This is a genomic window from Halomonas sp. A3H3 (assembly GCF_000982975.1).
Classification (GTDB): Bacteria; Pseudomonadota; Gammaproteobacteria; order Pseudomonadales; family Halomonadaceae; genus Vreelandella; species Vreelandella titanicae.
In genome coordinates this window covers 3,612,546-3,627,467 of the sequence record NZ_HG423343.1, presented here as the reverse complement: position 1 = coordinate 3,627,467, position 14,922 = coordinate 3,612,546, and the positions used below count along the sequence as shown (strand labels likewise).

The 14,922-nt window shown below is 53.4% G+C and carries 19 protein-coding genes; 9 read left to right on the top strand and 10 right to left on the bottom strand.

Going from position 1 to position 14,922, the window contains the following annotated elements:
- Nucleotides 1-61: 61 nt before the first annotated feature.
- Nucleotides 62-955 carry a LysR family transcriptional regulator gene (locus HALA3H3_RS16235; RefSeq protein ID WP_022522636.1) on the top strand — a complete coding sequence of 298 codons (894 nt, stop codon included), beginning with the start codon at nucleotides 62-64 and terminating at the stop codon, nucleotides 953-955.
- A 17-nt stretch (nucleotides 956-972) separates the two neighbouring features.
- On the opposite strand, the gene HALA3H3_RS16230 is transcribed toward HALA3H3_RS16235, so the two are convergent.
- From HALA3H3_RS16230 to HALA3H3_RS16195, 7 genes are all read right to left on the bottom strand, one after another.
- A complete protein-coding gene (locus HALA3H3_RS16230; RefSeq protein WP_022522635.1) occupies nucleotides 973-1,260 on the bottom strand; it encodes a helix-turn-helix domain-containing protein in 288 nt (95 codons plus the stop codon).
- 360 nt (nucleotides 1,261-1,620) lie between these two features.
- Entirely contained in the window at nucleotides 1,621-2,112 is a 492-nt protein-coding gene (locus HALA3H3_RS16220; protein WP_022522633.1) for a GNAT family N-acetyltransferase, read from the bottom strand.
- 235 nt (nucleotides 2,113-2,347) lie between these two features.
- Nucleotides 2,348-3,142 (bottom strand): hypothetical protein, encoded by a 795-nt coding sequence (locus HALA3H3_RS16215; RefSeq protein ID WP_141224479.1) that lies wholly within the window; start codon nucleotides 3,140-3,142, stop codon nucleotides 2,348-2,350.
- Between the two features lie 163 nt (nucleotides 3,143-3,305).
- The gene (locus HALA3H3_RS16210; protein ID WP_022522631.1) at nucleotides 3,306-4,001 is read right to left on the bottom strand and encodes a haloacid dehalogenase type II; all 696 of its coding nucleotides are present in this window, start codon (nucleotides 3,999-4,001) and stop codon (nucleotides 3,306-3,308) included.
- On the bottom strand, nucleotides 3,982-5,217 hold the full coding sequence (locus tag HALA3H3_RS16205; RefSeq protein ID WP_022522630.1) for an MFS transporter: 1,236 nt from the start codon (nucleotides 5,215-5,217) through the stop codon (nucleotides 3,982-3,984). The genes HALA3H3_RS16210 and HALA3H3_RS16205 overlap by 20 nt, the downstream gene beginning before the upstream one ends.
- 180 nt (nucleotides 5,218-5,397) lie before the next feature.
- Nucleotides 5,398-6,336 carry a LysR family transcriptional regulator gene (locus HALA3H3_RS16200; RefSeq protein WP_022522629.1) on the bottom strand — a complete coding sequence of 313 codons (939 nt, stop codon included), beginning with the start codon at nucleotides 6,334-6,336 and terminating at the stop codon, nucleotides 5,398-5,400.
- Between the two features lie 232 nt (nucleotides 6,337-6,568).
- A complete protein-coding gene (locus HALA3H3_RS16195) occupies nucleotides 6,569-6,904 on the bottom strand; it encodes a zinc ribbon domain-containing protein YjdM (RefSeq protein WP_022522628.1) in 336 nt (111 codons plus the stop codon).
- A 99-nt stretch (nucleotides 6,905-7,003) separates the two neighbouring features.
- Here HALA3H3_RS16195 and HALA3H3_RS16190 point away from each other — a divergent pair, with 99 nt between their 5' ends.
- From HALA3H3_RS16190 to HALA3H3_RS16165, 6 genes are all read left to right on the top strand, one after another.
- Nucleotides 7,004-7,393 (top strand): ester cyclase, encoded by a 390-nt coding sequence (locus HALA3H3_RS16190; protein ID WP_022522627.1) that lies wholly within the window; start codon nucleotides 7,004-7,006, stop codon nucleotides 7,391-7,393.
- 250 nt (nucleotides 7,394-7,643) lie between these two features.
- Nucleotides 7,644-8,489: a phosphonate ABC transporter ATP-binding protein gene (phnC, locus tag HALA3H3_RS16185; protein ID WP_022522626.1), complete on the top strand. Its 846-nt coding sequence runs from the start codon at nucleotides 7,644-7,646 to the stop codon at nucleotides 8,487-8,489.
- The gene (gene phnD / locus HALA3H3_RS16180; protein WP_022522625.1) at nucleotides 8,486-9,355 is read left to right on the top strand and encodes a phosphate/phosphite/phosphonate ABC transporter substrate-binding protein; all 870 of its coding nucleotides are present in this window, start codon (nucleotides 8,486-8,488) and stop codon (nucleotides 9,353-9,355) included. Before phnC ends, phnD begins: the two co-directional genes overlap by 4 nt.
- A 9-nt stretch (nucleotides 9,356-9,364) precedes the next feature.
- The gene (phnE, locus tag HALA3H3_RS16175) at nucleotides 9,365-10,195 is read left to right on the top strand and encodes a phosphonate ABC transporter, permease protein PhnE (protein WP_027960098.1); all 831 of its coding nucleotides are present in this window, start codon (nucleotides 9,365-9,367) and stop codon (nucleotides 10,193-10,195) included.
- A gap of 9 nt (nucleotides 10,196-10,204) precedes the next feature.
- Entirely contained in the window at nucleotides 10,205-11,215 is a 1,011-nt protein-coding gene (locus HALA3H3_RS16170; protein ID WP_022522623.1) for a phosphonate dehydrogenase, read from the top strand.
- On the top strand, nucleotides 11,209-12,069 hold the full coding sequence (locus HALA3H3_RS16165) for a LysR family transcriptional regulator (RefSeq protein ID WP_009287603.1): 861 nt from the start codon (nucleotides 11,209-11,211) through the stop codon (nucleotides 12,067-12,069). Before HALA3H3_RS16170 ends, HALA3H3_RS16165 begins: the two co-directional genes overlap by 7 nt.
- A 195-nt stretch (nucleotides 12,070-12,264) precedes the next feature.
- Here the strand turns inward: HALA3H3_RS16165 and HALA3H3_RS16160 are convergent, their stop codons facing one another.
- A complete protein-coding gene (locus HALA3H3_RS16160; protein ID WP_022522621.1) occupies nucleotides 12,265-12,639 on the bottom strand; it encodes a winged helix-turn-helix transcriptional regulator in 375 nt (124 codons plus the stop codon).
- Nucleotides 12,640-12,731: 92 nt separating this feature from the next.
- Here HALA3H3_RS16160 and HALA3H3_RS16155 point away from each other — a divergent pair, with 92 nt between their 5' ends.
- Both HALA3H3_RS16155 and HALA3H3_RS16150 read left to right on the top strand, forming a co-directional pair.
- On the top strand, nucleotides 12,732-13,058 hold the full coding sequence (locus HALA3H3_RS16155) for a nuclear transport factor 2 family protein (protein WP_022522620.1): 327 nt from the start codon (nucleotides 12,732-12,734) through the stop codon (nucleotides 13,056-13,058).
- Nucleotides 13,058-13,831, top strand: coding sequence for an SDR family oxidoreductase (locus HALA3H3_RS16150; RefSeq protein ID WP_022522619.1), 774 nt, complete (start codon nucleotides 13,058-13,060; stop codon nucleotides 13,829-13,831). The genes HALA3H3_RS16155 and HALA3H3_RS16150 overlap by 1 nt, the downstream gene beginning before the upstream one ends.
- 24 nt (nucleotides 13,832-13,855) lie before the next feature.
- On the opposite strand, the gene HALA3H3_RS16145 is transcribed toward HALA3H3_RS16150, so the two are convergent.
- Together HALA3H3_RS16145 and HALA3H3_RS16140 are read right to left on the bottom strand one after the other, a co-directional pair.
- Nucleotides 13,856-14,314, bottom strand: coding sequence for a hypothetical protein (locus HALA3H3_RS16145; protein ID WP_022522618.1), 459 nt, complete (start codon nucleotides 14,312-14,314; stop codon nucleotides 13,856-13,858).
- A 289-nt stretch (nucleotides 14,315-14,603) separates the two neighbouring features.
- Nucleotides 14,604-14,922, bottom strand: a 319-nt coding sequence (locus HALA3H3_RS16140) for a hypothetical protein (RefSeq protein WP_238326089.1), incomplete at its 5' end; no start/stop codon positions are given.

Here is a 14,922-nt window from a genome sequence, read left to right as displayed (position 1 = left end):
GAAACGATTAGTTTTGATCGCTATTATCTTGTTTAAAGATAGCCTGACAGGGAGACGGCGTGTGCAATTGAAATCACTTCGACTATTCATGGCCGTAGCCGAAACCGGCAGCTTCGTGACGGCGGCTAAGCAGCTGCACACGGTGCAATCCAATGTGACGGCCCACATCAAGAAACTTGAGGAAGAGTTAGGCGTACAGCTGATTCACCGTGCAGGACGCGTTCGCCCTACCAGTGCCGGATCGGCGCTGGTGGAGTACGCCGAGCGCATGCTGACAGCCCACGACGAAGCGGTATCGCTGTTCAAAGGCCAAGAGAAGGCGTGTGGGCGGCTGCGTATAGGCGCCATGGAGACCACGACGGCGTTGCGCCTTCCGCCGATACTGGCGGCGTACCACGCAGCGCAGCCTGACGTTGATATCCAGATAAAGACCGGGCCCACGGCTGAGCTGGTCGAGTTGTTGCTTAACGGGCAGGTGGACTGTGTCTTCGTGGCCGGGCGACTCGAGCATGGCCGCTACCACTTGCTCAAAGCATTTAGCGAGCAGCTTGTCTTAGTCGGCTCAACACCTATGACGAGAATGCCCTCTTCACAAGAACTGCTGACGTCTGCTTTCTTGGCGTTTCGCCAGGGGTGCAGCTACCGCCAGCGTATTGAGCTGTTGCTGGCTTCCTACGGCGTCAATGCAGGCCGGATTTTTGAGTTCGGCTCCCTGGACGCGATGCTTGGCTGCGTTGCTGCCGGGATGGGTTACACGGTGCTACCCCGTGGGACGGTTGAAGCCCACCAGCACCGGTTCGGGATTCATACGCTGGAACTGCCCACGTCCATCGCCAATGTCGATACCTATTTTGTCGCCCCCGAACCAGAGTCCTGGACACCCGCCCTGGCAAGCTTCGCTGAAACGTTGCGTGACGCGGTGGTGGTGGATGAGCCTCAGCTTACAGCGTCGTGAGGTGGGTGGCTGCCTGATCAATGAAGTTGATCAAAGACTTCCGGGCGTTGTTCAGCAATACGCAAAAGAGCAATGGCCGGGCCCTGTGGCTCTCTACGGCCTTGTTCCCAGTCCTGAAGGGTACGTATGCTTACTCCCAAAAGCCCTGCGAAGGCCGATTGAGATAGGTTCAGTTTCAACCGAATCATTTTGGGTGGCGAGGGCTCTGCTAACTCGTTAGTGCGCAGCGCTCCCCTACCTTTCTTGAAATGTTTTATCTCATTAATGCCGTCGAGTATCTCTGCTCCGAGATTTCTTTTAACCATTTTTGATTGCCTCCGCTATCTGCTTGAGCATGTGCCCAGGGATACTGGCGCGCTCCGTTTTACTATACAGCGTGAGCATCCATATCTCGTGGTCAGATTTCTTCCAATAATAGATAGCTCGGATACCGCCACTCTTTCCCGAACCTGTTGATGACCAACGAACTTTACGAACACCACCCGACCCTTTAATAAGGTCGCCCGCATCTGGTTTCTGCAACAAATACGTTTGCAGCCCACGGTACTCCTCATCCGTAAGATAACTCGGTAATAGCTTGGTGAACGTAGACGTTTCGATGAATAGCATTGCTTAAATATACGGCTTTGCCGTATAAAAAACAAGACTGGATCGGCTCCAGATATCTACCTTGTACGGCTTCTAGAAAACGCTGTGTCAGCACTAGATTTTCCAAAAATAGTGCTGGACTGCTCCATCTTATTGGCTAACACCGGCTTACCGTTGTAGCAGGCCTCAAACTCCTCGGTCACTTTAAAACCATATTGCTGATAGAGCGCTTTTGCCGCCACGTTGCTTCTTGCGACGCAGAGCGTAACGGGTCTTCCGATCCAGGCAATCATATGACCAAACAGTTGATTACCGACGCCTTGGCGGCGAAAAAGCGGGTGAACAAGCAGCGTGCGAATCTCATTTTCGTAAACTGCCCCGTACCCACGAATGCCCTTATCAGCATAAACAAATATCACTGATTCCATCAGCCCTCGTAGGCGCTCCTCGTCTTGCCGAAGCGGTATCAGCTCAAACGGGCCTCGCTCAAACCGGAACTCATCTAGCTTGGCGAGGGTGTAAATTTCCTCTATGGCTTCAAAATCCTGGTCTTCAAATACTCTTATCATCGTTTTGGTAAAAAAATCAGGTAAGTAGCACGTCTAATAATTGCTGTAGAAGCCTTCATGCTGACAGCAGAGGATTAACTCCTATAGCTCATTCGATCATACAAACACCTGGAGTTGCCTAAGGCTGTTGGATGAACTACAGCTCACTGCGTCGTGCATGGGGTAGCTGGCTGATCAGTGAAGTTGATCAAAGACCTCCCGGGGTTGTTTGCGGCCTGCTGCCATATTTATTAACTTAAGGCCAAGGAACAGGTACAGTCCCAGCTAACGTATCCTCCAACTCCTCATGAAATTGTGGGTCATCAAGCACTTCCTTCGCTAATGTAGAAATTTCGGCTGCTTCTAATTCGCGGTCATTAACCACAAGAACTGCAACTAATGTCGCTGCTTTATTGCGAAATGAATTAATATAGAAATCGGATCTAGAAGTATTAGAATCTGAGTTGTTAGCGCTTAGCATGCCGCTTTCAAAGCTATGCTTCATACGTAGAAAGTCATGCTGTGGATTGACGTATTTCACATACAGTTCATATTCTTTATCCTTGATCAACGCCGGTTGCGCGAAATTGAAAGCTCTATTGGCAGCCTCTGGTTGCTCCGAGTCGAGGAGTTTAAAGATTTCCGTTGTCTTTGAATCCTCATTGAGAACTGCATTTATTGATACAAGATCGCGAAATGCATTTCGATCATACTCTTCATTGATCAACTTAGTGATCAGGCCTCCTCTCACCTGAAGAAGTTCATCCATGGCCGGTGGATATTCTTGTCCGAGCCTCACCCAGTCATAAAGTGCAAATGATGTTCTGACTGCAGAGATACTTTCATCTATTTGCTCTGCATTCTCGTGAAACCAAAAATGCTTTTCCAGCTCAGACTCGTACCGCTTGGCCTGCATATCCAGTCGCGCCTCATGTAAGATCTGAAGCAAATCAGGATTATCAGGTGGAGTCCAATCAGTTGCTACCGCTTGAACCGATATGAAAAAAACAACATGATGGCGACAAAAAATCGAGCTAACTGCATTTTGCATTCCTTACGATAAAAAGATGTTACTAGACGCGCAGTGTTCGCGCGTCTGCTCGTTCTACCATTAAATAAAGCCTGGGGATAAGCTCACTGCTCAAACACTCAATACCTATAGCTGCCACTATCTCAACAAATGCTATCCAGCCCTAACGGCATGCATTGTTGGCTCACTCTATTAGACGCTCGCTCAACGCGACGAGGTCTTCAGCCACAAAATCCCATGCTTCTTCTGCTTCTAAATCTTTGCTCTGTTGAGGGCCATACTCTGTGCGCCGGGGTATAAACGCCGTTTTCATTCCCAGTGCACGGGCAGCACGCAGGTCAGCATTATGTGCCGCACACAGCATTACCTCTTCAGGCGGTAGGCGTAGCAGACGGCAAGCTCCTAAGTAGACCTCAGTGTCAGGCTTGTAGTGCTCGAATAACTCGGCGCAAAAAATCATATCCCACGGTAACTTGGCGTGACGGGCAACATCGACCATTAATGAGACATTACCGTTGGTCAGCGTTGCGATGATGGTGTGCTCTTTCAAGCGCTGTAGGCCATGCGGGACATCGGACCAGGGCTCTAATTGGTGCCAAAAGTAATTGACGCGATCAATGGTCGCTTCGTCTAGCGCAATCCCATGTTGATTGAGTAGTTTGACTAAGCTTTCTCGATGCAGATCATCTAATACCGTCCAGGGGATTTCCCCTCTGCGTACCCTGTCCATGGAAGGCGCATAAAGCTGACGCCATTGATCAGCCAGCACTTCACTAGGCAGCTCAATCCCCAGATCTTTCTCTAGCTCATTGAACTGATGAATCAAACTGGAGCGCCAATCAACAAGAGTGCCAAATACGTCAAACACGATCGCTTTCATTAATTTCTCCTTGCCGCTGGATGGTCATTAATAGCCCCAATAACGTCATGGCGATCAGCAGACTCCAGCCGAGCATAAAACTGCCACTTATATCTAACAGCCACCCAAGGAGTGGTGGTATCGATACAATCGCCAGTTGGTTAATCGCCATAGCCAATCCCAGCACAAAGCCGGTTTTATCAGCAGGTGCAGACTCAGCCACATAAGCTACCCAAGGGCCGTACCAACCAAAACCAAAAAAGCCTAGCCAGGCCATCAAACCGCTCAGCATGAGCGTTGAGTGAAGCGGTAGCCAAACCAATACCAGCAGCCCTACTATCACCGCCACCATGCACCCCATTACCGGAAAATAGCGTGAGCGACAGCGGTCGCTCCAGGCCGCCAGCAAAATACGTCCGGCAACCCCGGCCCCTTGGGCTACGAATAGCAGCGCCGCCGCCTGCAGTACCTCCATTTGCAAGCGGCTATGCAGATAGAGCACGGTAAAAATCAAAATGCCGTACTGAACCGAGATCAAACTAATACCGGACGCCATGATCTGTTTCATGGCCGGTTCACGAATCATTGCCAATCGCGATAAGACGACTTGTTTTACGCTACCTTCAGAGGCTCTTGCTACCGGCACCACGCCACCAGGGGTACGGTAAAAAAGTATAAAGACCAACGCCCCGAAGATTGCAATCAGCCCACCCACCAGAAAAGAGGCGCGCCACCCCCAGGTGATAGCGACGGTTGGCAGTACGATCGCCGCCAGCGCCCCACCGAGCGGCAAACCTGCCTGACGAATCCCCATGGCAAAACCGCGCTGGGATTTATCGAACCAAGCAGCTACCGATTTGCTACCGCCAGGCTGGGCGGTACTGTAGCCCGCCCCTACGATGACCAAAAACAGCAGCATTGCCCAGTAACTCTCAGCCAGCACGGCAGCGCTTAGCGCGATGCCCACTACGAGGGTTCCCACCCCTACCACTAAGCGTTCACTGAACCTGTCCAGCAACTCGCCGGCAACTAACAGCCCGACTAAAGGCACCAGTTGAGCAGCAGAGACCAGCGCCCCAATCTGAAATGCAGAGAGCGCCATATCTGCCTGTATATAAACGCTGATGGCCCCGATGCCTTGAACGAAAAAGCATGCCGCTGCTTGAGCCAGGGTGGCTATCAGTAGAATGAACCAGCGGTAGTTGTGAGCAGAAGCCATAGGCAGCATTGTCGTCATAGGGGTTCTCAGCGCATTGAGCCTTTCCTAAGAATTAACCCTTTTTGGGCGCTAAGCCGCGACGATATCGCAACGCCTGTTGCCACATCAGCAAGCACCGCTACTTTTCTGGCTAGGTTGCGTTACCGAATAAAAGAGGCGAAAAAATTGCCAACATTGCAATGAAGCGTGGAATGCCGTTCAAACAACCTCAGAGAAGGTTCTTACATTTTTCATTTCCAGCAGCCCATCCCATAACCGCTGGGCTTCTGCTGCGAGGGGCGCTGTGCGTCTCAGCAAGGTGATTTTTAATGGCACATCGAAAGCGGCACCTCCCGCTCGAACAAGCCGCTTAGCCCCAAGGTCTTCCCGCACTAGCGAATAGGGAAGCCACGCAACACCCAATCTTGATAACGTCATATGACGCAAACTATCAGCAAGACCAGCATCATGGTGTTGCTGTAAATTCAAACCTTGATTCACCAGCATGGCACTCAGCGACCAACCCAAATGGCACTCTTGGGAATAATTCAAAAATGAGAGTGGGGAGCCATCTGCAGCATGTAAATTAAACAGTGGCTGACCTGCGGCATTTGGTGCGCTAACAGGGATGAGAGACTCGGTATCTAGCTCAATTGAAGTGTAACTATCACTCTCTACTCCCAAACGCCTTGCAATAAGGTGTTCACCATCGAATAGTGCCGTTACATAGTCGGCCTCTCCCTGATCTAGAGTGGCTAGGCACTCCGGCAATGTATTAGCATCAATGCTAAATTTTGCCTGTGTGAACTGCTCTTGTAAGCGCGGCATCCAGTGAGGAAAAAATATCGCAGCCATAATGTGTGGTGAGCAAAATCGTATCCGCCTTTTCTGATCGTTAATATCATCAGCAACGGAGCGGCGAAATTGATCAAAAGCGCTAAGCGCTTGTGAAGCTACCATTTGCAGGCTTTGCCCTGCCTCCGTCAGCACTAGCTCCCCTTTACGCCGCTCAAACAGCGTGGTGCCTGCCCACTCTTCAAGGCCTTGAATACGACGACTCAAGCCTGAAACCGAAACATGCCGATGCTCAGCCGTGCGGCTAAAACTCTTGGTTTCACAAAGGGCCAGGAAATCTCTCAGGATTATCAAATCAGTCATTGAAGGCCTTCCGGCAGATAAGCTTTAGTCTTACTTTAGCTAAATAAATCGAAAGGAAATAGCGCTTTTGAATACTTTCCAACCCGCTGTCAAAGGCCTTAGAGCTGATTTTGTTGCCCTAGAACCAGATACCCGAAAACACGCTTCGCTTAAACGCTGAGTGAAGTGGTGATGGTGGGTGAGCCTCAGCTTACTGCGTCGTGTGGTGAATCGAAGAATTCCGGGGTCTTATTCAAGCTTTTTTCACAAAGTGGGCGGTCACCATCATGTCGCCGACGCCGTCGACCTTGCAGTCCAGTTGGTGATTCTTGCTATCCAAGAGCCGCTTGATAACCGCTTTGGTGCCCACCTTGAGTACCAATGAGCTGCCTTTGACCTTGAGGTCTTTGATCATCGTTACCTTGTCGCCTTCCGCTAACAGGGTGCCGTGGGCATCTTTTACCGTCACGGTCTCTTCTGCCTCAGCCTCAGAAGGGTTCCATTCGTGAGCGCATTCGGGGCAGATGAACAGGCTTTGATCCTGATAGACGAATTCGGATTGGCAATGGGGGCAAGGTGGGCACGACATGAATGATGACTTCTGTGGTTTGGTTTAGGCTGCTTATGATACTGAGCCTGTATACCCTTGGCGAATGCCTTCACGCCTGCCCAAGAAAGGAGAACCAGGATGAACAAACGTGACCTGGAAGCAACCTACCGTGATTACATCACCTGCCTCAATAATCAAGACTGGACGAACCTTGACCAGTTCGTGCATGACGATGTCCACCACAACGGCAGGCGCCTAGGGCTTGATGGTTATCGCGCCATGCTGGAAGCCGATTACGAGCAGATACCGGATCTTCACTTTAACATTGAGCTTTTGGCCGTTGATTCACCCCATGTCGCGTGCAGGTTGCGATTCGATGTCACACCCAAAGGTAGCTTCCTTGGCCTTGCGGTGGATGGCAAAAACGTGACGTTTTGCGAAAACGCGTTCTACCTGTTTAGCGATGGCAAGATTAGGGAGGTCTGGTCGGTCATTGATAAAGCCGCGATTGAGGCTCAGCTTGGTTAAACGTTGTGGTTATCTCCATTAACAAACGAATAGAGCAGAATATCGGATCGGTACGCCCAGCCTTGGTGGGCCTCGTTTTGTGACGATATTGGTCTAGAGAAGCGTTATCTGAGCCGTTTGACTGGCTACCTGCGCTCCTTGGATAGTCATTAACTTATCACCTGAACGACACAGCTTTGTCACTTAGGCGGGCTACCGTTGCATTGTAAGTCACAATAAAGTGAGCTTATACATTGCAGAAGGTGATCCAATGGAGCCTATTCAATCCTCTGACTTAATGCTCCGCATCGAGAAAATGGGGGTGACATATCCTGGGAATGTCCTCGCACTCCGCCCCACCACCGTCGATTTCCACAAAGGGGAGTTTACGGTACTACTCGGCCTTTCCGGTGCGGGTAAATCGACGTTACTGCGTTCTCTCAACCACTTGGTGCGGCCCAGCACTGGCAAAGTGATCTCGGCCGAGCTAGGTGCGCTCGAAACCCGGTCTACGGTACGCCGCCATCGGTGCAAAACCGCCATGGTTTTCCAGCACCATCAGCTCATTGAACGCCATACGGCGCTCCAGAATGTGCTGACCGGTCGGCTTGCTTACCACAGCACCTGGCGCAGTTTGTTTCCGCTACCCAGGCAGGAACAGGCGCTTGCTCTGCACTGCCTGGACCGCGTAGGCATGGCCGAGAAAGCGCTTACCCGGGTCGATCAACTCTCCGGCGGGCAGCAACAGCGGGTGGGCATTGCGCGTGCCTTGGCGCAGCAGCCCGCCATGATATTGGCGGACGAGCCAGTGGCCAGCCTTGACCCGGCAACCTCTGAGCGAGTGCTAACGCTACTGCGAGATATATGCCGTGAGGATGGTATTACCGCCATTATTTCACTGCACCAGCTGGAGTATGCCCAGCGGTTTGCTGACCGCATTATCGGGTTAGCGAATGCCCAAATCGTTTTCGATGCGGCCCCCTCACAGTTACAGCAACGCCACCTGAACGAGATCTACCACGGCACGCGCGGAGCTGTGACCGACGCCGCTGAGACCACCGAACCCAACCCTCAAACCACCACTCCCTCCCCGATAAAACTGGAGATTGCCCAATGAAACCGCTATTCAGCTTTTTCTTTGCCATCTGTCTTATGTTTGGAATCGCCATGCCGGCCTTGGCGGCGGACCCTGATCCAAATCCGGATCTATTAAAAGTCGCGCTACTCCCCGATGAAAACGCTTCTGAACTGATCAAACGCAACCAGCCATTGAAAGAGTATCTTGAAAGTACCCTTGGGAAAGAAATTGAGTTAATCGTCACCACGGATTACTCCTCCATGATCGAAGCCATGCGCTTTGGTCGCATCGACCTCGCCTACTTCGGCCCGCTCTCCTATGTGATGGCAAGAAGCAAAAGTGAGATCGAACCCTTTGCCGCCATGATTGTGGATGGCAAGCCCACCTATCGCTCCATCATTATTGCCAATGTCGATTCCGGCGTTGAGTCCTATGCGGATATCGAAGGCATGAAAATGGCCTATGGCGACCGTGCCTCTACGTCAAGCCACCTGATTCCCAAAACCGTGCTGCTTGAATCGGCGGGGCTGGAAGCAGGCGAGGACTATGAAGCCCATTTCGTTGGCTCCCATGATGCCGTGGCGGTGAACGTGGCCAATGGTAATGCGGATGCAGGCGGGCTATCGGAAGTGATCTTTGAGCACGTAATGGACCGCGGCCTGATAGACCGCAACCAGGTTAGGGTGTTGGGTCACAGCGGGGAGTACCCTCAGTACCCTTGGGCGATGCGTTCCAACCTGGACCCTGAACTCAAGCAGCAGATCCAGGATGCCTTCATCAGCATCGATGATGAAGAGATTCTGGACAACCTAAAAGCCGAAGGTTTCGCCGTTATCACGGACGCCGATTACGATGTGATTCGGGAAATGGGTAGTCTGCTCAACCTCGACTTCGGCAAGATGTAAGGGGGCATGATGAATCCGTCCAAAACAGTGCCGCCACCCCTTTCATCGCTTTCTCCTGACGCCGTGTTGGACGAACACGCCCGCGGCTGGCGGAGCAAGCTCTTCCAAGCGGGCTTGGTGCTGGCAGTGGTTCTTCTGGCGAGTTGGTATGTAGATCTGCTGGATTTTCGCACCCTGGCCAACGGGGTGCCTGCCATCGCTACCCTAATGGGAGAATCCCTACCGCCCGACTTTACCAACGCCATGGATTGGATAGCGCCGCTGGTCGATACCCTTGCCATGAGCATTGCCGGCACGGCGATAGCGGTCACTGCTTCCGTACCCCTGGCGTTCCTGGCCGCTCGCAATACCTCGCCCCACCCCGTGGTATTCCACGTAACCCGCACGCTGCTGAACGCTCTTCGCTCGGTGCCCGAGCTGATTATGGGCATTATTTTCGTTGCTGCCGTGGGGTTTGGCGCCTTACCGGGCGTGCTCGCGCTCGGCCTTCATTCTATCGGCATGGTGGGTAAATTCTTTGCCGAAGCGATCGAGCATGTCGACCCAGCCCCGGTAGAGGCCGCCAATGCCGCTGGCGCGACGCGATTACAGGTTCATTGGCACGCGGTGCTCCCGCAGGTGCTTCCGCAGTTTGCTGATGTCTCTATCTACCGCTGGGAATACAATTTCCGCGCCTCTACGGTGATGGGCATGGTGGGGGCTGGCGGGATCGGCTTCGAGCTAATGGGCTCTTTACGCGTCATGCAGTACCAGGAAGTCAGCGCCATCCTGATTGTCATACTCGTTATGGTGACGATGGTGGATAGCCTTAGCGGCCATCTTCGTAAGAAATTCAAGTAAGGAAATCAAATGAAACCAAGGGTTTTCATTACCCACCGGGTACACAACAGTGTGTTGGAAAGGCTGGAACAACACTGTGAAGTGATCACCAACCAGTCAGCCACTACCTTGACCGCCGCCGAGGTAAAGGCCCGCGCGGCAACCGCAGACGCCATGATGGTGTTTATGCCGGACCAGGTCAGCGAGGAATTTCTAGCGGGCTGTCCCAAGCTGAAAGTTATTGGTGCCGCCCTGAAGGGATACGATAATTTTGATGTGGAGGCCTGTACGCGTCATGGCGTTTGGCTGACCTTCGTGCCGGATCTGCTGACGGTGCCAACGGCTGAGCTAACCATCGGGCTAACCATTAGCCTAATCCGCCATGTCCGAGCGGCCGATGAGTACGTTCGTTCCGGCCAGTTCAAGGGATGGCAGCCCACGTTTTATGGGCTGGGGGTTGCCGGCGCGACCGTGGGTATCGTCGGCATGGGTCCCATCGGCCAGGCAGTGGCAACACGGCTCCAGGGGTGGGGCGCGAGCTTGCTGTATTCTCAGCCAGACGCCTTGCCCGCTGCTGAGGAGGCCGCGCTAGGCGTGGCGCGCAAGTCGCTTGAAGAGCTGCTCGGGCAAGCCGACATTGTCATTTTGGCCCTGCCGCTCAATAAACAAACCCTGCATACCATGAACACTGCGCGCTTGGCCCTGATGCAACCAGGCGCTTTTTTGATCAACCCATGCCGGGGTTCTGTAGTGCAGGAAGCTGCCGTTTTGGAAGCATTGGAGTCAGGGCAGTTAGGCGGCTACGCAGCGGATGTTTTTGAAATGGAAGATTGGGCTCGAGAGGATCGCCCGCAAGAGATTTGCCCCACCTTGCGAGCACATCCCAACACGCTATTTACGGCACACATTGGCTCTGCCGTCCAGGATGTGCGGCTGATGATTGAACAGCGTGCTGCCGACAACATTCTTCAAGCGTTACAAGGAGAATGCCCTCAGGATGCGGCTAATTCGCCCACTATCACTGAGACAACTCCATGCTGAACTTGGTCTGGCTGAAAAGTTTTACCACACTGGTTCAGCACCGACGTTTTCAGGCCGCCGCCCAAGCTCTCGGTATCGCACAACCCACGCTTTCACAGCACATTCAAAAGCTCGAAGAACAGCTAGGTGCCCTGTTGATACGCCGCAGTAAAACGGGTTGCGAGCCCACCAAAGCAGCCCTGGCGCTTATGCCGCTTGCGCTTAGTATGTTGCAACTGGACGAGCGTGCTCGAGAAGTCGTTAGCGGTACGCGTTTACGCGTAGGGGCAAGTTCCAACATCGGTATTTACATGCTCCAGCCCTACGTGAGCACGTTCAAGAACATTCCGGCGGTACCTGAGCTGGATCTTGTGATTGATAACAATCCTAACATTGCTAGACAACTGACTAGCGGCGAGCTGGATATAGCGGTGATGGAGTGGTGGCACCCGAAATCTGGCTTCCAGGCAATGGATTGGCGACAGGAGCCCGTGGTGTTAATTACTTCACCCGATCACCCCTGTGCGGAATGGCATGAAATAGACCGGAAAACCCTCGCAGGAATGAGCCTGCTGGGCGGTGAACCCGGAACAGGTACGGGCCGGTTGCTGGCGAGTTTCTTCGGCGAAAGAGGGCCGTTCCCGAAGGTTTCAATGCAACTGGGCAGTACCGAAGCGGTTAAACAGGCTGTCAAAGCAGGCCTGGGCGTATCACTGGTGCTGGCGGCTTGCGTCGAAGCGGAGATCCGAGCGGGCACTTTGTGTGCTATCCCGGTCAGTGATGCCGGGCTGGCCAAGAACCTGAGCGTCATCTGCCCGGAGACGCTTGCACGGCAACCGCCAGTTTCCACTTTCGTCAGCCATATATGTCAGTGAAAAACGAGTGACATCTTTAGAGCCAGGGAAGGCGTATGGGCAGCTAAGAATAGGTGCTATTGAGACCCGCCCCCGCAAGCTTCACTGGAGCGTTACTCGGCATCGTGCAGCCGCACGCCTTCACTTTCGCTCTACAGAGCAATGGCGGCGTCATCGTCGTTGATGGTCATGATGCGGTAGTGCATCAGGCGGTTCTCATTGGGTGGCGGCATCGTTTTGTTCGTTCTGCTCGTCAGGGTTGTTGAAGTGATCCCTCTGCTCTGCCCATTTCAATAAGGCATCCAGCGCCGGGCAGAGCGTTTGCCCCCATTCGGTCAGGCGGTACTCCACTTTCGGCGGCACCTGGGGATAGACTTTGCGCGCCACGATGCCATCCGCTTCCAGCTGGCGCAGCTGTTGGGCGAGCATTTTCTGGGAGATATCGGGGATGAGTTTTCCTAAATCGGAGTAGCGCTGCACTTTTCCATCGAAGAGATGAAAGAGAATAATGAGCTTCCAGCGCCCTTCCAGCATTTTTAATACATTTTCCACATCGCTTGCGGCGGTAGCGGGCGTATAAAGCTTTCTCATGGGTGAGCCACTTACCTTTTTGTGCGTTCTTGATAACGCGTCAGTCTAGGCAGAAGATTCTCGCATATTACCCCCTGCGAGAGATGACCATCATGAGTTTGTCACTGCCAGACGCGATCACTACTTACTTCAGCATCAGCAACGGTGCGGATGCCACCCACATTGCGGATTGCTTCACTCAAGATGCCTGTGTGTTCGACGAAGGCGAGACGCACCGCGGGCGACCCGCTATTCAAGCCTGGATGCGCGCCACCCGCGACAAGATTGAGTATCGCGTCGAGCCGGTCAGTGTTTCCCAACAAGGCAACACGATGGTGGTTACCGCCACCGTGACCGGCAACTTCCCCGGCAGCCCGGTTCAACTTGACCACGCTTTCCAGCTTGCCGAGTCGCAAATCCAGTCATTGGAGATCCACTAATGAACCTGAACTTGAACGGGCGACGCGTATTGATCACCGGGGGCAGCCAAGGGGTTGGCGCGGCCGCGGTGGCACTCTTTCGCGAGGAAGGCGCGCAAGTGCTAACAACCGCCCGTACTCGCCCCGCCGACCTGCCCGATGAGCTGTTTGTAACCGCTGACCTGACGACGGCCGAAGGCTGTGCCACGGTAGCCGATGCGGTCAACGAACGCTTGGGTGGCGTCGATATTATCGTTCACGTACTGGGTGGTTCATCCGCCCCCGGCGGCGGGTTCGCTGCCCTTGGGGAGGAGGAGTGGCAGCAAGAGCTCGACATCAACCTGTTTCCCGCCGTGCGGCTGGATCGCGCCCTGCTGCCCGGCATGCTGGCCCAAGGCGATGGGGTGATTATCCACGTGACCTCCATTCAGCGTGAACTCCCCCTGCCCGAATCAACCACGGCTTATGCGGCTGCCAAGGCGGCGCTATCCACTTATAGTAAGAGCTTGTCAAAAGAGGTGTCACCCAAAGGGGTGCGCGTGGTACGGGTGTCGCCGGGCTGGATCGAGACGGAAGCCGCCGTTGCGCTAGCCGAGCGGATTGCCCAAGAGGCAGGCACCGATTACGCAGGCGGCAAGCAGATCATCATGAATTCGCTGGGTGGCATCCCGATTGGCCGCCCTTCGAAGCCTGCAGAAGTGGCCAACTTGATTGGGTTTCTGGCATCACCGCTGGCGGCCACTATTACGGGAACGGAGTACGTGATCGATGGCGGCACTGTGCCCGTCGCTTGAGGGCGATGGTGAAATGGAGATTGCCTATCTTATGGCGCGAATATCGTCGATATCGACCGGTCTTGAGAGCACCGACTTATAGCGGATCAAGTCATCCTTGAACATCAAAGGAAGCTCCAGGCCTAGTAAATTCACTGTTTCATAGCGGGCAAAATCAATATTGAGCGGCACCCAGGCCTGGCTGGCTGCATCAAAAATTTGCGCGCCGTCGGCGTTGCCAACTTCCACCTTAATGCCTTCATACTTGAACTGGACATAGGTTAAATCCCAGCCCTCTTCGCAGTAGTGCGTGGCGGGCTTGGATATGTTCGCTTGGCCAGCCTGCACCACAGCTGCAAAATGCTCGCCGGGTACGAACAGGTCAATATCGTTCAACGCTCGTTTAGATCCATACCCCTTTGCTGCGAGCCCTCCGCAGATTTGAAAAGGGATATTTCTGTCTCTCAGTAATCCCACTACCCATTGGGCGGCTAACTGGTGCACGTCTTCTCCTTCTTTTTACATATAGCACCAAGGTTATCACGCCGGTTTTGCACAACCGCAAAGGCTCGCGAGGTTAGCTTCCCCCATCATAATCTACCTGGTCACTAACCTGACACTGAGCGCTTATTCTCACAGCCGATTAGCAATTATGTACAAGCATTGAGAGGTAGCGATGGCATAAGCTAGGTGGCGTGACTAATCAGGAGGGAGCGGCATGAATAACGCAAGCCGGTTTCAATTCATCAAGAGCCAGCACTAACGTAAGCGTTCATTCCAAGACGTAGTTGACCTACTTCACGTCCCGGAGAGGTCTCAATAACTCCGGCGAGACCTTGTACTGCTTCCTGCCATCCTCATCCAGCACGATCACGCTCTTGCGGTTGATCTTGGTGACAATCCCCAGCACGGGGCCTTCCCGGCTCTCGAAGGTCACTTTCAGGCCCACCCGCAACTGGCTCAGCGCCTGGAGGTTCTCCCGGTCACGCAGTTCATCAATTCGCCGGCAGATGTATTGATTCAGTTCCAGCAACTGGTCGATGCTCATGTCGTCAATGCGCATGAACGGTGGCCTCCGGCTGTTTGTTCTGTCGGTCAGGATGGCGTGGATC

What these genes read in the sequence shown, in the direction of transcription:
- HALA3H3_RS16230 (WP_022522635.1), bottom strand. Translation starts at nt 1,260, where the DNA reads ATGGTTAAAAGAAATCTCGGAGCAGAGATACTCGACGGCATTAATGAG.
- HALA3H3_RS16220 (WP_022522633.1), bottom strand. Translation starts at nt 2,112, where the DNA reads ATGATAAGAGTATTTGAAGACCAGGATTTTGAAGCCATAGAGGAAATT.
- HALA3H3_RS16215 (WP_141224479.1), bottom strand. Translation starts at nt 3,142, where the DNA reads ATGCAAAATGCAGTTAGCTCGATTTTTTGTCGCCATCATGTTGTTTTT.
- HALA3H3_RS16210 (WP_022522631.1), bottom strand. Translation starts at nt 4,001, where the DNA reads ATGAAAGCGATCGTGTTTGACGTATTTGGCACTCTTGTTGATTGGCGC.
- HALA3H3_RS16205 (WP_022522630.1), bottom strand. Translation starts at nt 5,217, where the DNA reads ATGACGACAATGCTGCCTATGGCTTCTGCTCACAACTACCGCTGGTTC.
- HALA3H3_RS16200 (WP_022522629.1), bottom strand. Translation starts at nt 6,336, where the DNA reads ATGACTGATTTGATAATCCTGAGAGATTTCCTGGCCCTTTGTGAAACC.
- HALA3H3_RS16195 (WP_022522628.1), bottom strand. Translation starts at nt 6,904, where the DNA reads ATGTCGTGCCCACCTTGCCCCCATTGCCAATCCGAATTCGTCTATCAG.
- HALA3H3_RS16190 (WP_022522627.1), top strand. Translation starts at nt 7,004, where the DNA reads ATGAACAAACGTGACCTGGAAGCAACCTACCGTGATTACATCACCTGC.
- phnC (WP_022522626.1), top strand. Translation starts at nt 7,644, where the DNA reads ATGGAGCCTATTCAATCCTCTGACTTAATGCTCCGCATCGAGAAAATG.
- phnD (WP_022522625.1), top strand. Translation starts at nt 8,486, where the DNA reads ATGAAACCGCTATTCAGCTTTTTCTTTGCCATCTGTCTTATGTTTGGA.
- phnE (WP_027960098.1), top strand. Translation starts at nt 9,365, where the DNA reads ATGAATCCGTCCAAAACAGTGCCGCCACCCCTTTCATCGCTTTCTCCT.
- HALA3H3_RS16170 (WP_022522623.1), top strand. Translation starts at nt 10,205, where the DNA reads ATGAAACCAAGGGTTTTCATTACCCACCGGGTACACAACAGTGTGTTG.
- HALA3H3_RS16165 (WP_009287603.1), top strand. Translation starts at nt 11,209, where the DNA reads ATGCTGAACTTGGTCTGGCTGAAAAGTTTTACCACACTGGTTCAGCAC.
- HALA3H3_RS16160 (WP_022522621.1), bottom strand. Translation starts at nt 12,639, where the DNA reads ATGAGAAAGCTTTATACGCCCGCTACCGCCGCAAGCGATGTGGAAAAT.
- HALA3H3_RS16155 (WP_022522620.1), top strand. Translation starts at nt 12,732, where the DNA reads ATGAGTTTGTCACTGCCAGACGCGATCACTACTTACTTCAGCATCAGC.
- HALA3H3_RS16150 (WP_022522619.1), top strand. Translation starts at nt 13,058, where the DNA reads ATGAACCTGAACTTGAACGGGCGACGCGTATTGATCACCGGGGGCAGC.